The sequence below is a fragment of the Algirhabdus cladophorae genome (genome assembly GCF_044772865.1).
GTDB classification, from domain to species: Bacteria; Pseudomonadota; Alphaproteobacteria; order Rhodobacterales; family Rhodobacteraceae; genus Algirhabdus; species Algirhabdus cladophorae.
The window spans coordinates 1,906,696-1,930,200 of the sequence record NZ_CP173029.1 but is presented as its reverse complement, the minus strand read 5'-3'; the positions used below and the strand labels follow the sequence as shown (position 1 = coordinate 1,930,200).

Genomic DNA, 23,505 nt, shown 5'->3' with positions numbered 1-23,505 from the left:
TTGACAGATCAACGAAAGTGTCGCGGAATATATCTCCCGCGACAAATCATTGGAATTTGTAGCTTCAACCTTCTTTCTCAAAGAGTCTAAGCAAAGCTTCATTGCCGGACAGGCTTGCGGGAATCTCCCCAAATCGCGCAATGTATAAGGCTCGCCACATATTGAACGCGCCGTCAGCAGGGTCGGCCAGGATGTCGTTTCTTCCATTTGGAACATAAAAATCTTGCTGTTTCAGGAAGTCCACAATAACACCGTCAACGCTTGCCAGCCCGTTGTCGGCAAGCAAGCAATCTGAAATTGATTCCGCGGCTTCTAGCAAATCATCTGGTAGCTCGCGATTGTTTGCAGCCGTCGTTTCGATACGATCTCTCAACGACCAAAAGCTTCGGTATCTGGTTCCAAGAACTGTTCTTCTAGATACTTCGCCGTTACGTCGCAAGACACTCAGTAATAGATCATACGCGTCGCCGTCAGGGAGTATGATTGGATCAAGAGCATATTCCCCCGTCGACCTGTCCTGCACATGCTGTTGGAAAAGAAAATTTGCTGCAATCTTTGCAAAATACAGTCTTCTTCGTTCGATCAAGTCACGCTCCCCTTCAGGAACCTGATTTATCAGCACATCGTAGTACTTGACTGCAAACATCGCCATTATGAAGCCTGGAACGTATTCTGAAGGCGTTCTTTCATGGTCAATCGAGAGCCGATCTAGTGCTTCGTATTGCCTTCTCCTTAGGCCGAACTCTGGAGTGTTGTTGGTTGGTAATGTGACAATGGTTTCCGTGTCAGCGCGTCTTGAGAAAACCATACGAAGAGTGATGTCTTGCCCTACCAAGCTCCGGTTGGAAGCAGCAAAACTGTTCGCAACTCGATAAGTTAAAGAAACTGGAAAATACCTAAATGATCCCTCATGTATTTCGCATCTGAGGATGCCGTCTCGTTCAATCAATAAAGAGTCTTGCGATTGGTTTACGAGAATATCTGCACTCAATGACGTATCGTTTACTTGCCAAGACGTATCGTCACCCTGCCCAATAAATTTAATCCCATCCGCGCCAGCAGCAGCCGGAAAATGCAACGCAACCGCAAATAATATCCATAGTAACCTCAACATGTATCTAGCTTCCCCCTTCTGGCGTTTCTGTTGCGAGCTTCTGCAACCTACGAATATCTGCGTGCTCGCGCCCAATGATCCAAAGGACTAGCCCAAGCAGATAAAGCCGGATTTCGCCCAAAAATGCGGTTAGGTTTCCCAGATGGAGCGCTAGTTGCGCCTTCGTATCTTGGCCAACTTCGAATGCTGCGTCGCACCTAAAATTGTGATCCTCGATAAAGAAAGCGTCAGCAGGTAAACTAACAACAATAGATTGCACATCTTGCAGTTGGATGACTTTGAAGGTCAGAATGTAAATGAACGAAATCAACAAGAATGCGAATACTACTCTACCGGGCCGACTAAAGGCATCCGGTTTGCTTCGATTGTATGCGAAAACCACGATTAAGAACGCAGGAATGATTACGAAGTAGCTCAGCGTTGAGCTGTTTTTAACATAAACTGACGCGATCTTAGCCATGCCACAAAAGCCAGAGAATGCCGTGCTTTCCGGCCACGCTCGGGCCTGAACTAGCATTAACGCGTTTGTTTCTTGGCCACCGTTCCAGAGCATTTTGATTGATGAAGACCAACTTTCCAAAACCCCGGCAACTGCCGCTCCTGATTCAGATAGCTCTCCACTTGGTTGTACGCGGGTTATCATCCAAAATAGGACAAGCAGAATTAAAAGGATCGTACTTTCTATTAATAGGTGACGAGAAATAAAATTTCTCATTGGCATTTCCCATCGATACAACTTCAAGTCCGTTGCATACGGAAGGAAAGCAACAGATAAAAAATAGCAGTATATTCATGACTCCGGCCGTGGAACGGCTTAAGAATCAGTAAAATATTCAATTAGTGCGTGTATGGTGGCGCGATCTTTAACAAATTTCAATCTTTAGTGGTAGGAGGGGCGATTTCGACGTTATGCTTCGTGGCCGATTGCCATTCTAGGATCGAAGCAAAAGTGGTATTTTTGCTTCGAAACAGAAAGAGCCCCGCTGGAGCGCGCTCAACGATCTCTGACCTGTAAGCCGCTATCATATTTTCAATGCGTTCGTGTGAAGTGGTCACCGTCAACACTCGAAAGTTCTTGATCCCGAAGTGCTCGACATGCAGCTTGCGTTCAAACGTATCAGCATAGGAGTGCAGTTTTCGGGCAAACGAGGTCTGCCCGATGTCGGTACGTATGATCGGCATTGTACCACGATCTATTTCGACCATGAAGTAGGCCTTGTTCTTCCCTTGCGGCTGGTCGGTATAGTGGAGCCCAAAGATGATATCAGGCACGATTGCGATGTCATGCCACAGATTGTTCCAATGGATGCGGGTTTGCCAACGGAACGGGTGACGCCTGCGGCGGGTTGCCTCTGGTGAGGCCGTCAGTATGGCGTCTTTCGTGATAATGCGTATGTTCCCTGCGTCGCTGCAAGCTGTTTCAAGTGACACCATGAAATCGGATATGCCCAGCGTATGCTCAACGAATTTTTCTTTGACCCTGCGGTTTTTCTCAGTCCAATAAATGTCTGGCAGGGCCATCTGAAACCGGTTGGAAAGAAGTTCAGCGCCTTCATTGCCTAGCCCGTACATCATCGGCCTTTTATCGGCATAGGCCATTGCCATCATTTGGGCGCGGGGGCGGTCAATGTATTTCGTGTCATAGAGTTCGCGTAGGCGTCGTGTGATCCCTTGGCGGCTTGTTCCGTTTGTCAGAGCCAAAAGGTGGTCAGTGGTTAGGAAACGATGCTGCTCCAACGCCTTCAATATCGTAACGTCTCGTTCGGTCAGTTGTATGGTTGTGGCTTTGCTGCGTCTGAAACGTGATCTCTTTCCTGTCATGACGGAATTATACCGCAGGGCATCGAATTCTTGGCCCCACAGGTGTTGGCAAGTGCCAGAGTTCGAGATCTGCTAGGTGCGAAAGAGTGGGCGTTGCCCAAAGCGGGTTCGCGTGTTGCGGACAACGCGTTCATAGCTGTTGGTTGTGATATGTCCGTATGGCACGGATATCTTTTCAGGCAGGCGGCGCTCGCCGTCTTTAAGTGTCACGGCCAATGCCTCTCCCCGTCCAGTGGCACGCAAGCTGCTTGCCGTGTGTGGGTTTGTCTCAACGGCAAGTTCTTCGGCGTCTTTGCCTGACAATGCGAATAGCAGCAGTGATCCGACATTGCCGAGGATCGCCTGTTTGATGCGTGGCGACAATTGATCGAGGTATTGATGCGCGACTGTCAGCGAGAGCCGATATTTCCTTGCTTCTGAAACGATGCTGTCGAAGGCGTCCGTAGTGAAATTCTGAAATTCATCGATATACAGGTGGAAGTCTTCCCTTTCTTCCTCAACCAATTCAGCGCGTTCCATCGCGGCCTGATAGATTGATGTCGTGAGCAATGACCCGAGTAGGTTGGTCATGTCTTCGCCAAGGCGTCCCTTTGATAAGTTCACGATCAAGATCTTCCGGTTGTCCATCATGTACCTGAGATCAAATCCTTTGCGAGTTTGACCTAGGATGTTGCGCATGATGGGGTTCCGCATGAATGCACCAACCTTGTTCAATACAGGTGCGATGATTTCAGCCCGCAAACGCGGATCATAGCCAGCAAACTCGACCTGCCAAAAATCACGGACGATTGGATCTGAGACGTGCATCAAAACGCGCTTTCGAAATACTTGGTCGGTCAACATCTTGGATACATCCAGTAATGTCATCGGCTTCCCCGCCAGATAGATCGCAGGCTCGCGATAATGTTTGAGGTGGCGACCGCATGAAGATGCTTTGGAACACGCCCCAAGGGATTGAACGCAAGGGGGTAGTCAAAATCCGACGGGTTGAAGAAAACGACATCTCGCATACGCGACCGAGGGATTGCATCGGCGATCGCCTCTGCCAAATCTCCGTGAGGGTCGATCAGTGCGATGCCTTTGCCCAGTTCGAGATCTTGCAAAATGCAGGATTTCAAGAAGGTGGTTTTTCCACTTCCGGTTTGTCCAATGACATACACATGTCGCCGCCGGTCTTCTTGAGACACAGACAAAAGCTCCTCAGCGGTGCTGGATGTACGATATCCCAAATGCAGTTGGCTCGTTGTGTGGTTCATACGCCGAAAACAGCGCAGGGTTCATACCATCGACGGGTTGTCGGTGAACTGCGATTGGCAGATAGCCTGCGCTGGTTTCGAGTTTTGAATGCGACGATTGTATCACGTTTTCTATTGTTAAAGGCCACTCAATCCTAGACCTGCGTTAAAGACGAGAAACACGGCCAACCAAAAAAATGTACCCAGCATAATGCTGCCCAGCTCCGACGTACCCGACCGAAACAACAGCTTATAAAGGAAGGGCGAACTGTCATCTTTAGATCCAACGAACTGATAGTAAAGACTAGCTCGTCCAGAGATCCAGTAAATAGATATCAGTAGCATTGAAACAAGCAGAGCGATAATTCCCACCCCTTCACCTAGTCCGATCCAATTTCTAGATATCAGAACCGTTATGACAGAACTTAGGAGCAATCCCACCGCGCGTTCTAAAATTTTCTGTCGGTAAAATTTTGCGGCTTGCCTGTTTGAGATTCCATGTTGAGTAAATTCATCAGCCTTTGCATAGTGCCGAACAAACCAATGACGCTCCACGAGGTCATAGATCAGGATGCCCGAAACTGGGAAAACCGCGACTAAGATGGAACTAATCAATGATGTGCCATCGTCATTGATCGAACCAGATGCACAACTGGCTAACACTGCTAAGAGCAATCCAAGCGTCAAATGCCAGTTGCTACGGTTGACGTTCAAATGCTTCGACGTCCTATAAAAGAGCGCATCTCTAAGGAAATAGATATTCATAAGAACAAAAACATGTTGCCAATGGGGCTGCAGGGAGATGTTGATTGATATCAGGCGAGAAATCAGTTCTAGGGCGAAAACCAATATCGCACCAAGCCAGCCTAACACTTTATTTAGAAGAGTTTCATACCAGTCCAAAAGCAAAGTAAATGTATCAGAAAGTCCATACTCAACGGCGTGGACAAGCAGGGATAGCATTGAAATACTGGCTAGTAGTATGCTCAGTTTGGCAAAAAAAGTGTCTGGCAAGACGCTGTTTTTGATGAAGGCTCGAGCGGCGCTTATGTTCGTGTCCATGTTCTTTACCTACTTTCCAAAGTGCGCACCTAAAACACACTCTGTTTCCAAGTTATCAATCGAACAGAGCTAATCCGTGGCACGTGCCGAGCACTACGCATTGACACATGAGCGTCTGCTTTTAATTGTTGGCGAACTCCTGGCTAGGAATTTTCCGTCTATACTAAAATCGGCCAATTGATTGAGATATCAGTCCGGCCGGTCGAGCTCGTCAAGCTTTCTCCAGTCAAACAGCAGAACGGGCTTTTTGTGGTTTGTGCTTAGATACAAAGACTCTACAAATATGGGGTGTATCGCAAATTCGATATGTCTCATAACGGCATCCGAATCGAACGGCAACCGCGCCTGACTAGTCATAAAATCAAAGTTGAACCAGTTTTGGTTCTTTCCAGCTCCGGCTTGCCGAGTGCTTCGAAACCCAAGAAAGCCGATCCCATACAAAAACTCTAATTTGTGCGAAAACTTCGTTAAATCCGAGCCGTGATGATAAAACTTGAAGTCTATTGGGCCAATGATTTGTTCTAAATTTTTAGCTGAAATGACCTGCTCTGAACCCATAAAAAGTTTGAGGACGTCGTCAATGTTTGTCCAAGTGTCCCGAAGTTCACCGACGAATTCATACTCGACGATTTTTTGTGTTTCCTGTGAAATTATTTCACGAATTGGTTCTGTTATATCGCGCGGGGCACGGCCCTTAACTGACTCAAGGTAAGCAAGAATGGAAGCGTAGTGAATCAGGATATCCCTGGGGCGAAACAACGTATGGCGCAACACATATAGAAACAGATCCATCTTAAACGGCTTGTTTCCTAGCATAACGTGTGATTCATCGGGTAGCTGAGGGCACGCCATACTTCTGCATATTTCGAAACGTTTTAGAGCATCTTTGATTTTTGTCTTGTCGATTGCGTCATCTTTGACGCCGTAGAGCACTTGAATTCGCTTGCGAAGCATAGTCAGCAGTTCTTTCGGTTGCCAACGTATTTCCTCGACTGTTTCAGAAGATATCGAGTCTCTCTGGTTTCGCCTTATTTCCTCAATTCTGTCAAAAGGAAGTACAACGAGGAATTTCACGTGAGCAAAGTACTCATATATGTCTCGATCGTGTGCCAGTTGGTCTGGGCGCAGCGTCCTGTTCACAAATACTGTGAGTGAACTTAGCCAATTGACTTCTCTTTCTGAACGACGCTTTTTTACTTTTTCGTCCATTTGAGCATCTATTTTGCGGTACTGCTGAATTTCCGTATCGAAGCGGTCAAAGCAAAATAGGAACCTCTTGTTGCCATTCTCATATATGGCACTCTTCATTTTGTTGAATTCATTACCAAACAGATCAAACAAGAATTTTCGTATCGAAATTCCCTTAAGAACATCCTGTTTGAAGCTCTCTTCGTCGAGTGAACTAGCCTGGTCAACGATTTTTTGAATATAGCGTCGAGCTGCCGTTACGGAGTGGTCAAATAAGGCTGCGTAGTCAAAGTCATCCACTGTTTCTGCGTCGCCTATCAGACGGTCAAGTGTCTTTGCGCTAAAGGATGAATTCAAAAGACGGCCGACACCAGGGGATGCTTCGCCACTTCTATTTCTTTCATGGTAAGTCAAACTTATGGCCATGCTCAACGACACGAATGCTGACCAAACAAAGTCAAAAAACCGCACTTCAAGGTCAATGTAGTTGAAGTCACCTTCGGACTGAGTAAAGCTTGTGTTCTGAATCAAGCTGTGGATATTCCAGCTGTTTACAGAGACATCAATGACCGGAAAAAATGCGGAATCCTCGGCTTCTAGTTCCCTAATTTGGACGAGAGTTGTTTTGCCGGATCCTTTCCGCCCGCTGATCAGTCCCACATTCCGAAACTTCAGGCGTTTGGAGAATCGCGTTTTGGTGTAGTAGTGCTCCAAGAAGCTCTCAGCATCATACTTTCCATGCTCATATTTGACCTGAAGAATGTCTGCGACTGAAGTTTCCTCGGTTAGTGGGTCACCACCTGGGCTAAGCATCCTGTGAAGATTATCTCGCGCGATATGCTCCACCTCAGGCGATACAATTTCCTCCTGCATTTGCAGAGCTTCTGCTATCTTGTCTAATTTTGGATAGCAGTCTTCCTTCGTTTTTTCGGGCAAAAATGGCGCAGTGTGTCTTTGACCCAAAGTCCGAAATTTACGTAGGTCTGTAACAATCGGATTGCTAGACATAAGGAGGTCGGGCACGGTATCTTCTATCCCTTCGCCTGCCCATAGTACTGGAATGACCTTCGGTTTCGCTGTTCCAACTTTGCCGTGCAACCTTGTAACAATCGTGTTGTATTCTTGGTAGGCACCGCTTTTTTCAGCAGTAGAGTCGATACGGCTTTTATAGCCTGGGCCAAAAAGACCTAGAACACATTTGCAATCTCGAAGTGTCCCGTTCATGAAATCGTCGAGGCTGCTACCTGCTTCATTCTCAAAGTATGCATGAAACTTGATGCGGCCATCTGTGCGGGCTTGAAGCTCCTTTATCAGTTCTTTGATATCAACCTGTCGCGCGTCATCTTCACAAAACGTAATAAAGCAATCAATCACTTAATATTCTTCCGTATTTCTTGTTTTGGGGAAGGTGCACGTTTGGGTAGTGAAAAATCAAGGAAAATCCAACTGTGGTACAATCAGATGCCCCTAAAATATGGAGCAATCAACGATGACATGGGTAAATTTTCAGACCGTCCGAGAGAATTTGGACGTATCAGAGGTGCTGTCGCACTACGGTTTTGATGTGAAACCAAACGGGCAGGATCAGGTTAAGATCTGCTGCCCGTTCCACGACGACCACAAGCCGTCATGTGGGCTCAACCTGACCAAAGGCGTTTTCAACTGTTTTTCCTGTCAGGCCAAAGGTAACATATTGGATTTCGTCGCTCGGATGGAGGGATTTGATCCTGACCAGCCGCGCGAACTGCGCAAGGCCGCTGTTCTGGCCTGTGAGGTCTTCAAAATTGACGGTGGATCGAAAGAAACGCCAGCAGGTGATCAACCCAAAGCAAAGCCGCGAGACAAACAGGCTGGGAAACGTCCAAAACGCACCGAGCAGGCCTCAAAGGACGGCGCGGGCTCAGCTCCCCGCTCAAAGGCTGAAGCGCCTTGTCAGAGTGCAAATTTGGAGGTTGATGCGGACGTTGTAAATCCAGCGCTTACCTTTGAACTGAAACTTGAACCTGAGCACCCGTTCTTAAGTGGTCGCAAGATCACAAAAGAACTAGTTCAGGAATTTGGTCTTGGCTTTGCCAAGCGCGGTTCAATGGCGGGGCGGGTCTGTTTCCCGATACACAATGAAGACGGTGACTTGATCGCATACGCCGGTCGGCTGGCATCTGAGGATCAGAAGGAGGACAAGCCACGTTATCTCTTGCCCAAGGGATTTGAAAAGTCTTGCGTGGTGTACAACCTGAACCGTGTGATCGCGAAGCGAGAGCAATTGATCGAAACAGGTGAAGATGTCGACGATGCCGTTGTCATCGTCGAAGGGTATTGGTCAGTGTTGCGACTGCACGCAGTAAGCGTGCCGGTCGTCGCAAGTTTCGGGGCCAGTCTGTCCCCGCAACAGGTGAGCCTGCTTGTTCAAGCAGGCTTCCGAAAAGCAATCTTGATCTTTGATGGCGACGAAGGCGGTCGTAAGGGAAGCGAACAAGCGCTGCCAGTTCTGGCAACGCGCTTGTTCGCAAAAACTGTGTCGCTTGAAGATGGCGTTAAGCCGGATGAAATGAGCGACAAAATCGTAGCTGAGCTGCCCCGATATGTGCGTTAGCCATATCGTTGGGTTGCGATGAAACGGTGGGGTCTCCATGTGGAGACCCCTTTTTCTTTTTCCCGCGTGAGCGGGGGGCGTTGGGTGTGCCGAGGTTCCTCGGCAAGTACACCCAACTATTCGCCACCGATTGTCGAAGGTGCCAAAACCGCCCAGAATTCGCCGCGCCTTCGCGCGGTCTGAATTCTGGTTTGCGGTTTTGTGTCACCGCGACCCAATAGCTGCGACGGTGCGCTGGCGTTAGGCCGCAACCGGAATTTTATGTAGGTAGTCAGCAGCTATTGGGTCGCGGTGTAAACACGCGGCAATCGGTGGCGAATAGGCCTCGCAGTTTCAAAGTGATAGCTTGAAACAGAGGGGGTACTTACTAGGGAGTATGGTCTCCATACCCCCTAGAACGGTCGAAATCCGGTAGGTTTTCGAATTAATTCTCGGTCTAGCGAGAATCAGGAAAAAGTTGCACACTTTGCTACACACTTTTACCTGTTGTATATTTTTAGTATTAAAAATCAGCATATTAAGCTTGGCACTGAAGGATTGAAAATCCTCGTGTCGGTGGTTCGATTCCGCCCCCGGGCACCACTACACTGTTTCATAGACAAGCATGATTTCTCTAAACACCTTTGTTTTATAGGTATTTTTGACTGACTTTGCTCATGGCCCCTCATAGATCATCGCTATTTCGCGAACACGACGGTGGGCCAAAAGGTGGGCTGGGTTTGATGTAGGAAGGTGGGAAATGACTGTCTATAAAATTCTAACCGTGGCTTCTAGGTCAGTTCCAACAACACCTGTAACCACCGCCCCAAACGTCAATCGCCGCATTTATTCTCATTACGCCAGTGATTTCTGAAGTTCCATTTTGAGACGAAAACAATTCAACTTCTTCGAGCGACCAGCCAATACGTCTTGAACCCATTTAAAAGACTTTCAACAAAATGAAAAAAATTGAAAAGGTTATAGACGCAACGAGAAAAATACTGAGCCAAAACAGGCGTCCAAATTTTTCCTCTATCGAATAGGTTTCGTCGGTTGTCATGTCGATCAACCAAACCTCTAGTTTTGAAAATGACGGGGGCGATTTTTGGGCTCTTAGACGTTCAAGCTCCTCTTCAGAAAAAATCTGTTTTGACCTCTTAAGATCCAATTTAAACATCGGAGCCAAAACGAACATGAGCTTTGGTTTTAGCCATCCCGATATTCTTAGACCGCTGGCATAGAAAGAAACAAAATCTATAGCAACGATATAGAGCAAAGCTTATCTGACCAAAGGTTACCTGACCCGTCAAGCAGTAGGCTAGACAACCTAGAAGTGCCACCAGAAATGCGGGTCATTTGATGTAATTCCCTGAAAAATCCTTTTCTTGTCGGAGGTTCGCAAAATCAGGTTAGCCTTGTCGGAACAACGCCACACAAAGCACGCTTTCTCACATGCACCATCACATACCTTCTGTTTCCACACTTTCACCCATCCTTTGAGACCGCACATACGGCCTCATACAACACCATTCCGCATCAACTGGTCGTCAGGCTCAAGCCATGACCCATTACCCTTTAGGGTTAAACTCCGCAGTCCTCACGGATGAAGCGCGTTGGGTCATGGCCCTCACGGCCAGACGACACAGTTGCTACGGACACTGGTACTTGTCCTTTACAATTCCCAAATCCCACCCCCAATTCCACATCACCCCTTCGCCAAATACGAACGCAAGTTTTGCAAGCCTTAGGGGTGGGGGAGTATACTGGCGCATGGATGCTCTTTAACGGGAGCGTGCATTGGGTTTGGGTTGTGATCTGGTGGGGATGTTTCCGGACTTTTGTACCAAGAGGGGGTCGCGTTTTTTTGTGGAAGGTCGGTTTCGGGATATTTTTCGATTGTGACCCAAGATTTCCCGAATAGATGTTGATCAAACCCACGCAAGCTGCCTTACTTAGAACCGACGCGATAAAAGTCACAAAAAAACACTCAGGGAGACGACACAATGAAACTTAAGATGCTTATGGCCAGCGCGGCCACAGCTTTGGCCCTTGGCGCCACCTCTGCAGCTGCGGATTGCGGTAAGGTCTCGATCACCGAAATGGATTGGGCCTCGGCGCAGGTTGTAACAGCTGTGGCCAGCTTTTTGATGCAGCAGGGCTACGGCTGTGAGGTACAAAAAGTACCGTCTTCGACTGTACCTGCGCTGACGTCCTTGGCCGAAACAGGCGAGCCTGACATCTTGACCGAGGTTTGGGCGAACTCGACACCGGCCTACGACGGTCTGTTGGAAGAAGGCAAATTGGTTGAATTGGGTGATGTATTGTCCGATGGCGGCGTAGAAGCCTGGTGGATCCCAGCCTATCTGGCCGAGAGCAACCCTGAGCTGACGACATGGGAAGGCATCATGGCCAATCCTGCGGCTGTTGGTGGCAAATTCCACGATTGTCCGTCAGGCTGGGCCTGCGACATCATTAATAACAATAACCTCAAAGCCGCCAACATCGAAGGCTCTGGCCTTGAGCGGTTCCAGCATGGTTCCGGCGAAACGCTACAAACATCCATCGCCTCGGCCTACGCGGACAAAGAACCATGGTTTGGCTACTACTGGGCCCCAACAGCCGTTTTGGGCAAATACCCAATGGTGCAGGTTGAAGTACCAGCTTACGACGCAGAAGCACACAGCTGTAACGGTGACGTGGACTGCGCCACCCCTGGCTTTTCCGCATACCCAAGCTCGAAAGTTGTGACAGCGGCCTCTGGTGCGTTCGTCGAGCGTGAGCCAGAAATCGCAGAATTGCTGAAAAACGTATCCTTCACCAACGCCCAAATGGGTGAGGTGCTGGCATGGCGTTTGGACAATAACGCGTCCAACGAAGAAGCAGCAGTGTACTTTTTGACCAACTACAAAGACACGTGGTCCACATGGATCAACGACGATGCCAAGGCAAATCTGTCGGCATTGTTGAAGTAATATTGCAATAAAAACAGCGCCCTCTCGCCCGTTCTTCAGGCGAGGGGGCTTTTGCCAACGGGGACAGATTTATGGCTTTTTATGATGGGGTGTTCAAGGCGTTGGGTCTTGAAGACTGGTGTGGTGGAGGGGCCTCGGATGCGCCTTTGTCGATGGCGGATTTGCTCGCTCAATCAAACGGGGACGATGCGGCATCCGGGCCCGCTTTTCCGTTTCCATCGCTGGATAACCTCAATGAAAGCTGTGGCAATCTTAGCCAGACCCGCGATCTGACCAAAGGTATCGAAGACGGGTTTCTAGCCGCCAAGCCTGCGCTTAAAACAGTTTTGGACCCGATCACCCAACCGCTCAGTTGGATGCTGGACGGGGCGCTATGGCTGTTCGCTGCTGTGCCTTGGTTTATCATGATCCCAATTTTGATCGGTGTGGCGTGGTGGGCCTCGCGCTCGATCGCTGTGACCATTTTCGTTGGGTTCTCTATTCTTTTGCTGGCGTTTGTGGATCACTACGATGTGGCCATGCAGACGCTGTCGATTATCTTTGTTTGCACGGGGATATCGATCCTTCTGGGGGTGCCCATTGGCATTGCCATGTCCAAATCCGACAGGCTGCAACGGGCCATTGTGCCGGTGTTGGACCTGCTGCAAACTCTACCGACGTTTGTCTATTTGATCCCACTGATCTTCTTGTTCTCGGTCACGGAATCCAAACTTTATGGCATCGCTATTATCCTATATGCCATCGTGCCAGTGGTCCGTTTGACTGATCTGGGTATCCGTTTGGTGGATCAGGATGTGATCGAGGCGGCAAATGCGTTCGGCATGAATTCCAACCAAAAGTTGCTGAAAGTTGAGCTACCCCTCGCGTTGCCCAACATCATGGCAGGGGTCAACCAGACCATTATGATGTCGCTGGCGATGGTTGTGATTGCTTCGCTGGTCTCGGCCCCGGGGCTGGGCGTGAACGTGTTGCGCGGTATTCGGAACCTTGAATTGGGTGTTGGGATCGTAGCCGGTATCGGCATTGTGTTGTTGGCTGTGATTTTGGATCGTGTGTCCAAAGCCGCCCTTGGTCGGGTCGATATGACCCGCAAATCCCATTAAGAGGCTGATCCAATGAGCGATACACCCAAAGTCCGCCTGCGCGGTTTATACAAGATTTTCGGCGCCAACCACAAAGAGATGATGCCCCATGTCAAAGCAGGGATGGGCAAGCCTGAACTGCTGGAAAAGCATGGCCATGTCTTGGGGTTGCAAGACATCAACGTGGATATGCAGGCTGGGGAAATCACCGTTGTGATGGGCCTGTCTGGATCCGGTAAATCAACGCTGATCCGCCACCTCAATCGTTTGATTGACCCCACCGATGGGGAGATTTTGGTCGACGGTTTGGATGTGATGGGCCTGTCGGATGATGCCTTGCGCAAGATGCGTCAGGACAAGATGTCGATGGTGTTTCAAAAGTTTGCGCTTTTGCCGCACCGGACCGTTTTGCAAAACGCCGCTATGGCCTTGGAAGTGCAGGGTGTGGACGAGGCCACGCGCAATGCGGCAGGCGCAAAATGGCTGGCCCGTGTTGGACTGGATGGTTACGAAAGCCACTATCCCGCGCAACTTTCGGGCGGGATGCAGCAACGTGTGGGCATCGCCCGTGCCTTAACTGCTGACACGGACATTATGCTGATGGACGAGGCGTTTTCTGCCCTCGATCCGCTAATCCGCACAGACATGCAAAACCTGCTGCTGGAACTGCAAGAAGAGCTGCACAAGACCATCGTCTTTATCACCCACGATCTGGACGAGGCGCTCAAGCTGGCCGATCACCTTGTTATTCTCAAGGACGGCGCCGTTGTCCAACAGGGCGAGCCGCAGGGCATCTTGTTGAACCCTGCTGATCCTTACATCGAGGATTTTGTGTCCGACATTAACCGTGCGCGCGTGCTACGAGTGAAATCTGTTATGGGTTCGCTGACTTTGGACAGCTTTGCAGGCGATGTGCAGATAGGCGACAATCTGGAAAGCCTGATTGCCCTGTCTGGCGGCGACACAGCCCACACGTACCGCGTCATGGACGGCGATACGCCCGTAGGCCAGTTGGACATGCGCGATCTGGTCAAGGCCTTGGTGCCACGGGTGTCGGGCGCGGCTTAGGGGCCCAAAGCGCCGCGGTTTCGCCAGATAAGCTGCTGCTTCATCACCTTTTCTGAAACGGAATTTCACGCTTTCCTTAATGACATGGGGGGAGGCTGATTTTTCGTGCAAAGCGCTGATTTCTATCGTTATTGGATCCAAGTTCTGGAATCAAAGGTGGATAATTCATGGCCCGCACGTATCTCAAGAAAGCCCCTCGTACCGCGCAAACAGATGCGACCGAGACCCAAGGAATTGTGCGAGGCATATTGACTGAGATCCGGGAAGGTGGCGATGCAAAGGCCCAAGAATATGCAGACAAGTTCGACAATTATTCTGGCCCGACGCTGCTGACCCAAGACGATATCGATGCGGCAAGCGTTAAGGTTTCGCAAAAGCTAAAGGACGATATCCAGTTTGCCCATGACAACGTGCGCCGCTTTGCTGAGGCGCAAAAGGCCTCGTCCAGTGATTTCGAGATGGAAATTCAGCCTGGCTTGATTGCGGGTCAGCGGATTATTCCGGTAAATGCGGCAGGCTGTTATGCGCCCGGCGGACGCTATTCCCATGTGGCCAGTGCGATGATGACGGTGACCACAGCATCGGTGGCCGGTGTGCAGCACATTACCGCTTGTTCGCCTCCCCAAGGCGAGGAAGGCGTCAGCCCTGCGATCATTTATGCAGCGAACCTGTGCGGCGCGCACAAGATCCTGTCTATGGGCGGGGTACAAGGTGTTGCGGCAATGACCTATGGCCTTTTTGGGTTGCCAAAGGCCGACATTATCGTAGGACCGGGCAATCAATTTGTGGCCGAAGCAAAACGGCAGCTCTTTGGCCAAGTGGGCATCGATATGATCGCAGGCCCGACCGATAGCTTGATCTTGGCTGATGGCAATGCGGATGCGGAAATTGTCGCGGTCGATTTGGTCAGCCAAGCGGAACATGGCTACAACTCGCCGGTTTGGCTGGTCACAGACAGCACAGATCTGGCGCAAAAGGTCATGACCCGCGTGCCAGAACTCATCGAAGATTTGCCCGGGCTCAACCGTGACAACGCCTTTGCGGCATGGCGCGACTATGCAGAAGTCATCGTCTGTGCGGACCGCGAAGAAATGGCGGCCTGTTCTGATGAATATGCGCCTGAACACCTGACGGTTCAGGCCGCAGATCTGGATTGGTGGCTGAACCGTCTGACCTGTTACGGCTCGCTGTTTTTGGGTGAGGAAACCACAGTGTCTTATGGTGACAAGGCCTCGGGTACAAACCACGTGCTGCCCACGTCAGGCTCGGCACGGTATACGGGTGGCTTGTCGGTGCATAAGTACATGAAGACCGTCACTTGGCAGCGCGCCACACGGGACGGGGCCAAACGCGTTGCAGAAGCCACAGCACGGATTTCGCGCCTTGAGGGGATGGAGGGCCATGCCCGCGCTGCTGACGTGCGCCTGCACAAATATTTTCCAACAGAAAATTTCGACTTGTCAGCGCAAGACTGAAGCCTTTGATTGGGGCAGCGTAGGGTGAGGAGGCGCATGTCATGAAAGCACTGGTGTATACCGGGCCAAAATCGATGGCCTATCAGGATGCGGCCACACCGCAGCCTTCAGATGAAGTGGCGATAGTAAAAGTTCATTCCGTGGGGATTTGTGGCTCGGACATGCATGGCTATTTGGGTCACGATGATCGCAGGCCCGCGCCGCTGATCTTGGGCCATGAGGCCGCTGGCGTGGTCACCTCGGGCCCCATGACGGGCAAACGCGTCACAGTGAATCCCATGGTGACCTGTCTTGAGTGTGAGGCCTGCCAAGAGGGCCGTCCAAACATCTGTCCCAACCGCCAGTTGCTATCGATGCCGCCGCGCGAGGGGGCATTCGCGGAATTCCTCGAAATTCCGGCGCGCAATTTGACTGAAATTCCAGATGATATGTCCTTTGATCACGCAGCCTTGGCCGAACCGATTGCAGTGTGCTGGCATTCGGTGCGTTTGGGCATCGCGGCCCTGTCGCGGCCGTTGGACAAATGCCGTGCCTTGGTCATTGGCGGCGGGGCGATTGGCGTCGGTTCTGCGCTGTGTCTCAAGGCCCAAGGTCTGAAAGCTGTTGATGTGGCTGAACCAAACCAGCGTCGCGCGGATGTGGTGGCAAGCATCGGCGACTTCAATGTGATCGATCCCATTAACGACAGCTTGGCCGACAGTACCTATGATCTGGTGATTGATGCCGTGGGCTATGGCGGCACGCGCGCCAGCGCCAGTGCCACGGTCAAACCCGGCGGTGTGATTGTGCACATCGGCTTGGGCGACAGTGGCGAGGGCTTTGACGTGCGCCGCGCCACATTGCAAGAGATCACCTTTATCGGGACCTACACCTACACGGATCAGGATTTTGCCGATACAGTCGCGGGGATTGGATCAGGGCTGTTTGGATCCTTGGATTGGGCAGAGGTTCGACCCTTGTCAGAAGGGGCGGCGGCCTTTAGCGATATCCTCTCAGGTGCTGTAGCGGCCCCCAAGATCATCCTGCATCCCTAGCTGAACATCGCGTCGCTCAGCTTTTTCGCGGCAGACTTCAGCTCGGGAAGGCGGGCCACGGCGGTGTCCACATCCAACCGTTGCGATGGTCCATGAAAGGCGATTGAGCCTGCATAACGGCCTGAGGCATCGATTACCGGCACCGCAATGGCCACCATGCCTTCCATGAATTCCTGATCGTCCAGTGCATAGCCGCGTTTGGCACAGCTTTTGAGATCCTCCAGCAGCGTCTCTGCGCTGCGATGGGTCCGTTCGGTCAGGGATTTCAAGTTGAGCCCCGAGACAAAATTGGCGCGTTGCGAGGGGCTGAGACTGGCCATGAACGCTTTGCCAGATGCCGTGCAATGAAACGGCACATTAGAGCCAACGGGCAGCTGAATACGAAAGGGCCAGCCGGTATCGACCCGGTCGAGATAATGCATGCCAGTGTCCTCGGGGACAACAAAGTTGACGGTCTCACCCACTGAGGCCGCTAGGTCGGCCAGAACTTGATGACGCACGATGTGGTGGTGCGAAGCATGAAGCAAACCAAACCCCATTTGCCGTGCACGGCGGCTGGGGCGCAAATGTTTACCGTCTGCCTCGCGGGTCAGAAACCCTTCTTCTTCCAAAGTGGTGCACAGGCGGTGCACGGTCTGTTTGGGCAGGCCAATGTGTTCGTTGATTTGGGTCGGGGTCATCGGATCATCAGATTTACCCAAAGCCTCGAGGATCAAAAGAGTGCGCAAATTCGTCGGAATACGCTGACTGTCGGTCATTGGATCAAAATCTTTCTTTACCTTGTGTCAGAATCATGAGTAACGTAGAAAAATCAAAAAAACGAGACAAAAAGTCTCAATTTTTGAAAAAACGGGGGAAACATTGGAATTTGACTATGTAATTGTCGGCGCTGGCTCTGCTGGCTGTGCTGTTGCAAACCGTCTTTCGGCGGGTGGTCAATATTCTGTTGCCGTGTTGGAGGCCGGGGGCCGCGACACAAACCCGTGGATCCATATTCCCGTTGGCTACTTCAAAACTATGGGCAATCCCAACACCGATTGGATGTACAAAACCCAAAGTGATGCTGGTCTGAACGGACGCGCTATTCCTTGGCCGCGTGGCAAGGTTCTTGGTGGCTCCAGTTCGATCAACGGGCTGCTTTACGTGCGAGGCCAAGCGCAGGATTTCGATCATTGGCGCCAGTTGGGCAATGAAGGCTGGGGCTGGGACGCGGTGTTGCCGTATTTTCAGCGGGCCGAGACTTGGCAAGGCGACAGCAATGGGGCCGAACGCGGCAAAGCCGGGCCGTTGCGCGTCTCGCCCACAGCGCTCAAGCGGGAAGTCGTTGACAAGTGGATCGATGCTGCAGTTGCTGCTGGCTACAAAAAGAACCCCGATTACAACAACGAAGATCAAGAGGGCGTTGGCTATTTCCAACTGACCATGGACAAGGGTCAGCGCTGTTCGTCCGCCAAAGCCTATCTCAAGCCTGCCCGCGATCGCAAAAACCTGAGCATCATCACCAAGGCGCAATGCGAAAAGTTGATCATCACCGAGGGGCGGGTCACTGGACTAAAGGCATTGATTGATGGGCAAAGCAAAACCATCACAGCCAAGCGTGAAGTGATCCTGTCGGCTGGCGCTATTGGTAGTCCGCAAATCCTGATGCTATCGGGCATTGGGGCAGGGGACGAGTTGACGCCCCACGGCATCGACGTGGTCAAAGATCTGCCCGGTGTGGGCAAGAACCTGCAAGACCACCTTCAGGCACGACCCGTTTTCAAAACCGATCTGCCGACGATCAATATTGAGACCTCGAACCTGTTCAAGCAAGCCAAGATCGCGGCTGAATATGCGCTCAAGCGCACGGGGGCCATGACCATGGCAGCGAGCCTCGGCACAGGGTTCTTGAAGACTGATGAACGCCTCGAAACACCGGACATTCAGTTTCACATTCAACCGTGGAGTGCTGACAAACCGGCCGATGGGCCCCATAAATTCAGCGCTTTCACGGCCTCGGTTCTGCAAATGCGCCCCGAAAGTACCGGGCACTTGGAACTAACATCCAACAACATGCACGATCATCCCAAAATCCACCCCAATTATCTGGCCACCAAGCTAGATCAGGACACGATTGTTAAAGGCATCCAGATCGCGCGTAAAATTTGCCAATACGAGCCTTTGGCCCAGCACATCAGCGAAGAACACAGCCCCGGTGCAGGCGTTGCGATGGATGACTATGATGCCACGCTCGATTGGGTGCGCAGCAACGCAGTGACGATCTATCACCCCACGGGGACCTGCAAAATGGGCAGTGACCCAATGGCTGTCGTGGATTCCCGTTTGCGGGTGCACGGCATCAAAGGTCTGCGGGTGGCGGATTGTTCGATCATGCCAGTGATCACCTCAGGCAACACAAATGCACCGGCCATCATGATTGGCGAAAAGGTGTCGGATATGATTTTGGAGGATGCCCATCAATGATGGATTTGGTTTTGGATTACGGCAAGATTATCATTGCCGATCTGATTTTGTCGGGCGACAACGCGTTGATTATTGGGATGGCCGCCGCTGGTCTATCCCCTGAGCTGCGCAAAAAGGCGATCCTCTATGGTATGATCATCGCTGCTGTGTTGCGCATCGTTTTTGCGGTAGTGGCCACCAGCCTTTTGGGGATCAAAGGGATCCTCTTTGTAGGCTCTTTGCTGCTGTTTTACGTTTGCTGGCGCTTGTTTGTGGAAATCCGCGAAGGCACAGACCACGATGCAGAAATTGCTCTGGAGAATGCGCAAAACCCCGAAACAGGCTACACAGGCGCGCCGAAGCGGACGCTGTTTTCGGCGCTGGTGTCGATCACGATCGCTGATGTGTCGATGTCGCTGGACAATGTACTGGCCGTGGCCGCGATTGCAGACGGGGATCGCACGATGCTGATCGTCGGTTTGGCGCTGGCCATCGTTCTGATGGCCTTTGCCGCCACGCTGATCATGAAGCTGCTCAGCAGCTATCCGTGGATCAGCTGGGTGGGCCTGATTGTACTGGTTTATGTGGCCGTCGAGATGTTCTACCGCGGGGTTGTCGACGTCGATACCGGTGTCGGTCCGTTATTGGGACTCATGGAAGGTTGGGAGACCGGAAAAGGGCACTAAAAAGAACGATTTGATTAGGATTGTAGCCCATTTCGTCGCAGACTTGGGCTTCAAGAAAAGACTGGGAGAGAGGCCTTCGATCTCAGTCACTAAGGGAAGAAGAAGGCACTTAAATGGACCTTAGGGAGGACCAAAAATGAAACTGAATAAACTGACAACAAGCGCGTCGGCACTGGCCGTTGGCCTGTCCGTCTTGGCGTCTTCGGCATTTGCTGAAACCGTTTTGCGCATTCAATCTGTGCTGCCAGCCAAGGCTGACGAAGTGTTCATGCTGGAAGAGTTTGGCCGCGACGTAGAAGCCCTGACCGGTGGTTCCGTGAAAATGGAGATCCTGCCAGCAGGTTCCGTTGTGGGCGTACGTGAAACACTGGACGCTGTGGACAGCGGCCTGATCGACGGCGGCTTTGCTTGGACACACTACTGGTCCGGTAAGCACCCTGCAGCTATGCTGTTCGGCTCGCCTGTGGCTGGCGCCGGTGTTGGCATCGACAACATCGCATTCTTGTCATGGTTCCAGTATGGCGGCGGCAAAGAGCTGTATGACCGTCTGTGGGACGAAATGGGTGTCAACGTAAAAGGCTTTATGTTGCAGCCAGTTGGCCCAGAAGCTTTGGGTTGGTTCAAAGAGCCGATTGAAACAATGGCTGACTTCCGCAAGTACCGCTTCCGGACACCTCCAGGTATCCCGGGTCAAACATACAAAGACATCGGTGTTGCATCCGTAGCTATGGGCGGCGGTGACATTTTGCCAGCGCTTGAAAAAGGCACAATCGACGCGGCTGAATGGTGCTGCCCGAAGCCAGACTCCGTGTTTGGTTTCCAGAAAGTCCTGAAGCACTACTACTTGCAAGGTTTGCACCAAGTTGTTGTGAACGCTGACCTTTACCTGAACGGCGACGTTTATGAAGGTCTGACAGATGGCGAAAAGAAAGCCATCGAAGTTGCAGCAAACGCATCTTTGTCCAAGTCCATGTCCTACCGTATCTATGAAAACGGCAAGGCTCTGAAAGATCTGACAGAGAACCACGGCGTTATCTTGCATGACACACCTGCGGATTACTTCACCGAATACATGGCTGCTGCCAAAGCTGCTTTGGAAACAAACTCGGCTGAAAACGAGTTCTTCGCTGAAGTATGGCAGTCTCAAAAAGACTTTGCTGCAATCGCAGTTCCATTCTGGGCTGGCGCTCAGACTTCGAACGCGCAGTTGGGCAAAGCCTTTGCAGACAGCCTAGAGTAATCTTGGCCTAAGACCGTGGCGCCCTGTTGATCGGGGCGCCACATTACTCTTTTGCAAAACGCCCCCCGGGAGAGAGAGGGTGTTTTGGAAAAGAGACGGACAACCGTTTCAAAAAGGGAAGGGACAGGCCCATGGCCGACGATATTGATATCGGTGAACTTGACATCACCGATGAGCTGATTGCCGAACGTAACGCGTTCACACCCGGCGAAACCCCCGAAGAGATGACCCCATGGATGCGCCCGATTACGGCGACCATTGATATCATCAACTCTTGGGCTGGTAAGCTGATCTGCATCCTGATGGTGCCCTTGATCCTGACGATTGTGTTCGAGGTGTTCTCGCGCAACATGTTCGCGATCCTCACTGCCAATGGCATGAACGATGTGGCCATCGCCTGGGGCTTTGGTCCAACCTTGTGGGTATACGACGTCAGCCGGATGATTGGTGGCGTGATGTTCATGGCCGCTGCAGGCTATGCCCTGATGCGCGGCGTGCATATTCGCGCCGACTTCTTGTTTCGCAATTGGACACCCAGGACCCAAGCCACTGTAGATGCGATCCTTTATTTGGCCTTCTACTTGCCCGCGATGCTGTTCTTCACATGGGTCTCGACCGAATATTTCCTCAAGGCGTTCTGGTCTGGCGAGCAAGCTTCGGACAGCACATGGGCCCCGGTCCTATGGCCTGCACGTTTGGCTATGCCAGTGGGCGCGTTCCTACTGTTTTTGCAAGGTTTTCCCGAGTTGTTCCGTGCTTTGACCCAAATGGGCAAAGACCGCGAGCGTATCTTCCTGCGCATCTTGCCAGTTTATGCAGTAGGCCTGATCGTCATCACATTGGGCGTCTTTACCCCCGATATTATGCCAGTCTTTAGCTGGTGGGACAGCCTCATGGGCGGCGGTGATTTGTTCGAGATTGATAAGCCGACCATTGGTTTGATCATGCTCGCGGCAATGCTGTTTGCGATCTTTGTGGGTTTCCCGATCTCGTTCACGCTGATCTTCTTGGGCTTTGTATTTGGGACATGGGGCGCGAACTTTAAACTCGCGACCTTCTTGATGACGCTGCAAACCAACTCGGTCATGTTGTCCGACCAACTGGTCGCCGTGCCATTGTTCATCTTCATGGGCATCGTGATGGAGCAGGCAGGCCTGATGGAACGCCTCTTCCAAGCGGTTCAGATGATGATGTCGAAAACGCGCGGAGCGCTGTTTATCGCCGTGTTGTTCGTGTCGACCATCTTTGCCGCCGCCACGGGGATCGTGGGCGCGTCGGTGACGATCTTGGGCATTATGGCCGCGCGGACCATGAACAAGTCTGGCTATGATGTGAAACTTGCTGCGGGGACGATCACCGCGGGCGGGACTTTGGGTATTTTGATCCCACCGTCCATCATGTTGATCGTCATGGGGCCAGTGCTGGAAGTTCCCGTGACGGACCTGTTCCGCGCGGCGATTGTGCCGGGCATCATGCTGGCGGGCCTTTATATGATCTACGCTTTGGGACGGTGCTGGATTAACCCAAACTTGGGTCCAATCCTACCACCGGACGAACAACCCGAAACATCGCCTTACTACTTACTGGAAGTAGTGATCGTTATGGCGTCTTTGGTGGCCTTCGTTTGGCTGATCACACGCGGTATCACAACCGGTTTTGGCTTCCCATTAGGGGCATTGATCGTGCCGCTTGTCTGGGTTGGCATCATGTTTGCAGTCTATAATTGGGCGCGCAAAGCTAAACCCGGCGGGTTCTACTTCTCGGACCTGTGGTATGAGTTTTTCATGGGGTTGGTGCCGCCAACGGTTCTGATCGCCTTTGCTTTGGGGTCGATCCTTGCAGGTTGGGCCACACCGGCCGAGGCGTCTGCCTGCGGTGCGTTTGGGGCGATCCTGCTATCCGCGCTTTACCGCAAGCTGACGGCACGCGGGTTCTACGATGCGCTGATCAAAAGCCTCGAGATCACAGTGCTGATCATGTTCTTGGTGGCCGCCTCGAATTTCTTTGGTGCGGTGTTCAGCAACCTTGGTACGCCCAAGATGATGACAGAAATGTTGCTGGCCCTTGATATGTCGCCGGTCTTTGTCTTGATCTTGATCATGGCGTTGATCTTCTTGCTGGGCTGGCCCTTGGAATGGGTGCCCATCGTGTTGATCATCGTGCCAATTTTGGTGCCAACGGTGACGTCCCTTGATCTTGGCTTTGCCAATGAAAACGACCTGCTGGTCTGGTTCGCGATCCTCGTGGCGGTGAACCTGCAAACTGCCTGGCTCAGTCCACCGGTGGCGCTGTCGGCTTACTTCCTCAAAGGGGTGGTGCCGGAATGGGATCTCAAGGACATCTATCTGGGCATGATGCAGTTCATGGTGATCCAGTTGATCGGTCTGATCCTGATCTTCAACTTCCCTGCTATCGCCCTATGGCTGCCGCAGTACCTGTCGGGCGGCAATTAAGCGGATAGATAAAAACGCAAAAGGCCCCCTGCAGTCTTGCAGGGGGCCTTTTTCATTCAGG

The 23,505-nt window shown here is 51.5% G+C and carries 19 protein-coding genes and 1 pseudogene; 12 read left to right on the top strand and 8 right to left on the bottom strand.

The annotated features are described in order from the left end of the window. Nucleotides 1-64: 64 nt before the first annotated feature. From ACIRQ6_RS09355 to ACIRQ6_RS09325, 7 genes are all read right to left on the bottom strand, one after another. Nucleotides 65-1,114 (bottom strand): hypothetical protein, encoded by a 1,050-nt coding sequence (locus tag ACIRQ6_RS09355; protein ID WP_420860320.1) that lies wholly within the window; start codon nucleotides 1,112-1,114, stop codon nucleotides 65-67. Between the two features lie 4 nt (nucleotides 1,115-1,118). Continuing rightward, a complete protein-coding gene (locus ACIRQ6_RS09350) occupies nucleotides 1,119-1,829 on the bottom strand; it encodes a hypothetical protein (RefSeq protein WP_420860319.1) in 711 nt (236 codons plus the stop codon). Between the two features lie 158 nt (nucleotides 1,830-1,987). Continuing rightward, nucleotides 1,988-2,935 carry a replication-relaxation family protein gene (locus tag ACIRQ6_RS09345; RefSeq protein ID WP_420860318.1) on the bottom strand — a complete coding sequence of 316 codons (948 nt, stop codon included), beginning with the start codon at nucleotides 2,933-2,935 and terminating at the stop codon, nucleotides 1,988-1,990. Nucleotides 2,936-3,007: 72 nt separating this feature from the next. After that, nucleotides 3,008-3,802, bottom strand: coding sequence for a type IV secretory system conjugative DNA transfer family protein (locus ACIRQ6_RS09340; protein WP_420860317.1), 795 nt, complete (start codon nucleotides 3,800-3,802; stop codon nucleotides 3,008-3,010). Further along, entirely contained in the window at nucleotides 3,799-4,191 is a 393-nt protein-coding gene (locus ACIRQ6_RS09335) for a helicase HerA domain-containing protein (protein WP_420860316.1), read from the bottom strand. Before ACIRQ6_RS09335 ends, ACIRQ6_RS09340 begins: the two co-directional genes overlap by 4 nt. 117 nt (nucleotides 4,192-4,308) lie before the next feature. Beyond that, entirely contained in the window at nucleotides 4,309-5,232 is a 924-nt protein-coding gene (locus ACIRQ6_RS09330) for a hypothetical protein (protein WP_420860315.1), read from the bottom strand. A 189-nt stretch (nucleotides 5,233-5,421) separates the two neighbouring features. Then, complete coding sequence (locus ACIRQ6_RS09325; RefSeq protein ID WP_420863890.1) at nucleotides 5,422-7,644, bottom strand: P-loop ATPase, Sll1717 family; 2,223 nt, start codon at nucleotides 7,642-7,644, stop codon at nucleotides 5,422-5,424. 42 nt (nucleotides 7,645-7,686) lie between these two features. Here ACIRQ6_RS09325 and ACIRQ6_RS09320 point away from each other — a divergent pair, with 42 nt between their 5' ends. The 8 genes and pseudogenes from ACIRQ6_RS09320 (at nucleotide 7,687) to ACIRQ6_RS09285 (ending at nucleotide 16,623) form a co-directional block, all read left to right on the top strand. Next, nucleotides 7,687-7,983 (top strand): hypothetical protein, encoded by a 297-nt coding sequence (locus ACIRQ6_RS09320; protein ID WP_420863943.1) that lies wholly within the window; start codon nucleotides 7,687-7,689, stop codon nucleotides 7,981-7,983. After that, nucleotides 7,895-8,086 (top strand): annotated as a pseudogene (locus tag ACIRQ6_RS09315) (CHC2 zinc finger domain-containing protein); the annotation flags it as partial. The gene ACIRQ6_RS09320 and the pseudogene ACIRQ6_RS09315, both read left to right, overlap by 89 nt. 279 nt (nucleotides 8,087-8,365) lie before the next feature. Then, nucleotides 8,366-9,013, top strand: a complete 648-nt coding sequence (locus ACIRQ6_RS09310; protein WP_420863889.1) for a toprim domain-containing protein — start codon at nucleotides 8,366-8,368, stop codon at nucleotides 9,011-9,013. 1,982 nt (nucleotides 9,014-10,995) lie between these two features. Beyond that, a complete protein-coding gene (locus tag ACIRQ6_RS09305; protein WP_420860314.1) occupies nucleotides 10,996-11,964 on the top strand; it encodes an ABC transporter substrate-binding protein in 969 nt (322 codons plus the stop codon). A gap of 71 nt (nucleotides 11,965-12,035) precedes the next feature. Continuing rightward, nucleotides 12,036-13,067 carry an ABC transporter permease gene (locus ACIRQ6_RS09300; protein ID WP_420860313.1) on the top strand — a complete coding sequence of 344 codons (1,032 nt, stop codon included), beginning with the start codon at nucleotides 12,036-12,038 and terminating at the stop codon, nucleotides 13,065-13,067. 12 nt (nucleotides 13,068-13,079) lie between these two features. Beyond that, on the top strand, nucleotides 13,080-14,114 hold the full coding sequence (locus tag ACIRQ6_RS09295) for a quaternary amine ABC transporter ATP-binding protein (RefSeq protein ID WP_420860312.1): 1,035 nt from the start codon (nucleotides 13,080-13,082) through the stop codon (nucleotides 14,112-14,114). 167 nt (nucleotides 14,115-14,281) lie between these two features. Beyond that, on the top strand, nucleotides 14,282-15,589 hold the full coding sequence (gene hisD, locus ACIRQ6_RS09290) for a histidinol dehydrogenase (protein WP_420860311.1): 1,308 nt from the start codon (nucleotides 14,282-14,284) through the stop codon (nucleotides 15,587-15,589). 41 nt (nucleotides 15,590-15,630) lie between these two features. Then, nucleotides 15,631-16,623: an alcohol dehydrogenase catalytic domain-containing protein gene (locus ACIRQ6_RS09285; protein WP_420860310.1), complete on the top strand. Its 993-nt coding sequence runs from the start codon at nucleotides 15,631-15,633 to the stop codon at nucleotides 16,621-16,623. Here ACIRQ6_RS09285 and ACIRQ6_RS09280 read toward each other — a convergent pair. Next, nucleotides 16,620-17,381 carry an IclR family transcriptional regulator gene (locus ACIRQ6_RS09280; RefSeq protein WP_420860309.1) on the bottom strand — a complete coding sequence of 254 codons (762 nt, stop codon included), beginning with the start codon at nucleotides 17,379-17,381 and terminating at the stop codon, nucleotides 16,620-16,622. The genes ACIRQ6_RS09285 and ACIRQ6_RS09280 overlap by 4 nt on opposite strands. A gap of 103 nt (nucleotides 17,382-17,484) precedes the next feature. On the opposite strand from ACIRQ6_RS09280, the gene ACIRQ6_RS09275 reads away from it, so the two are divergent. From ACIRQ6_RS09275 to ACIRQ6_RS09260, 4 genes are all read left to right on the top strand, one after another. Next, the gene (locus ACIRQ6_RS09275; protein WP_420860308.1) at nucleotides 17,485-19,086 is read left to right on the top strand and encodes a GMC family oxidoreductase; all 1,602 of its coding nucleotides are present in this window, start codon (nucleotides 17,485-17,487) and stop codon (nucleotides 19,084-19,086) included. Then, on the top strand, nucleotides 19,083-19,751 hold the full coding sequence (locus ACIRQ6_RS09270) for a TerC family protein (protein ID WP_420860307.1): 669 nt from the start codon (nucleotides 19,083-19,085) through the stop codon (nucleotides 19,749-19,751). Before ACIRQ6_RS09275 ends, ACIRQ6_RS09270 begins: the two co-directional genes overlap by 4 nt. A gap of 136 nt (nucleotides 19,752-19,887) precedes the next feature. Next, nucleotides 19,888-20,991 (top strand): TRAP transporter substrate-binding protein, encoded by a 1,104-nt coding sequence (locus tag ACIRQ6_RS09265; protein WP_420860306.1) that lies wholly within the window; start codon nucleotides 19,888-19,890, stop codon nucleotides 20,989-20,991. A 131-nt stretch (nucleotides 20,992-21,122) separates the two neighbouring features. After that, nucleotides 21,123-23,444, top strand: a complete 2,322-nt coding sequence (locus ACIRQ6_RS09260; RefSeq protein WP_420860305.1) for a TRAP transporter large permease subunit — start codon at nucleotides 21,123-21,125, stop codon at nucleotides 23,442-23,444. Nucleotides 23,445-23,505: the final 61 nt, after the last annotated feature.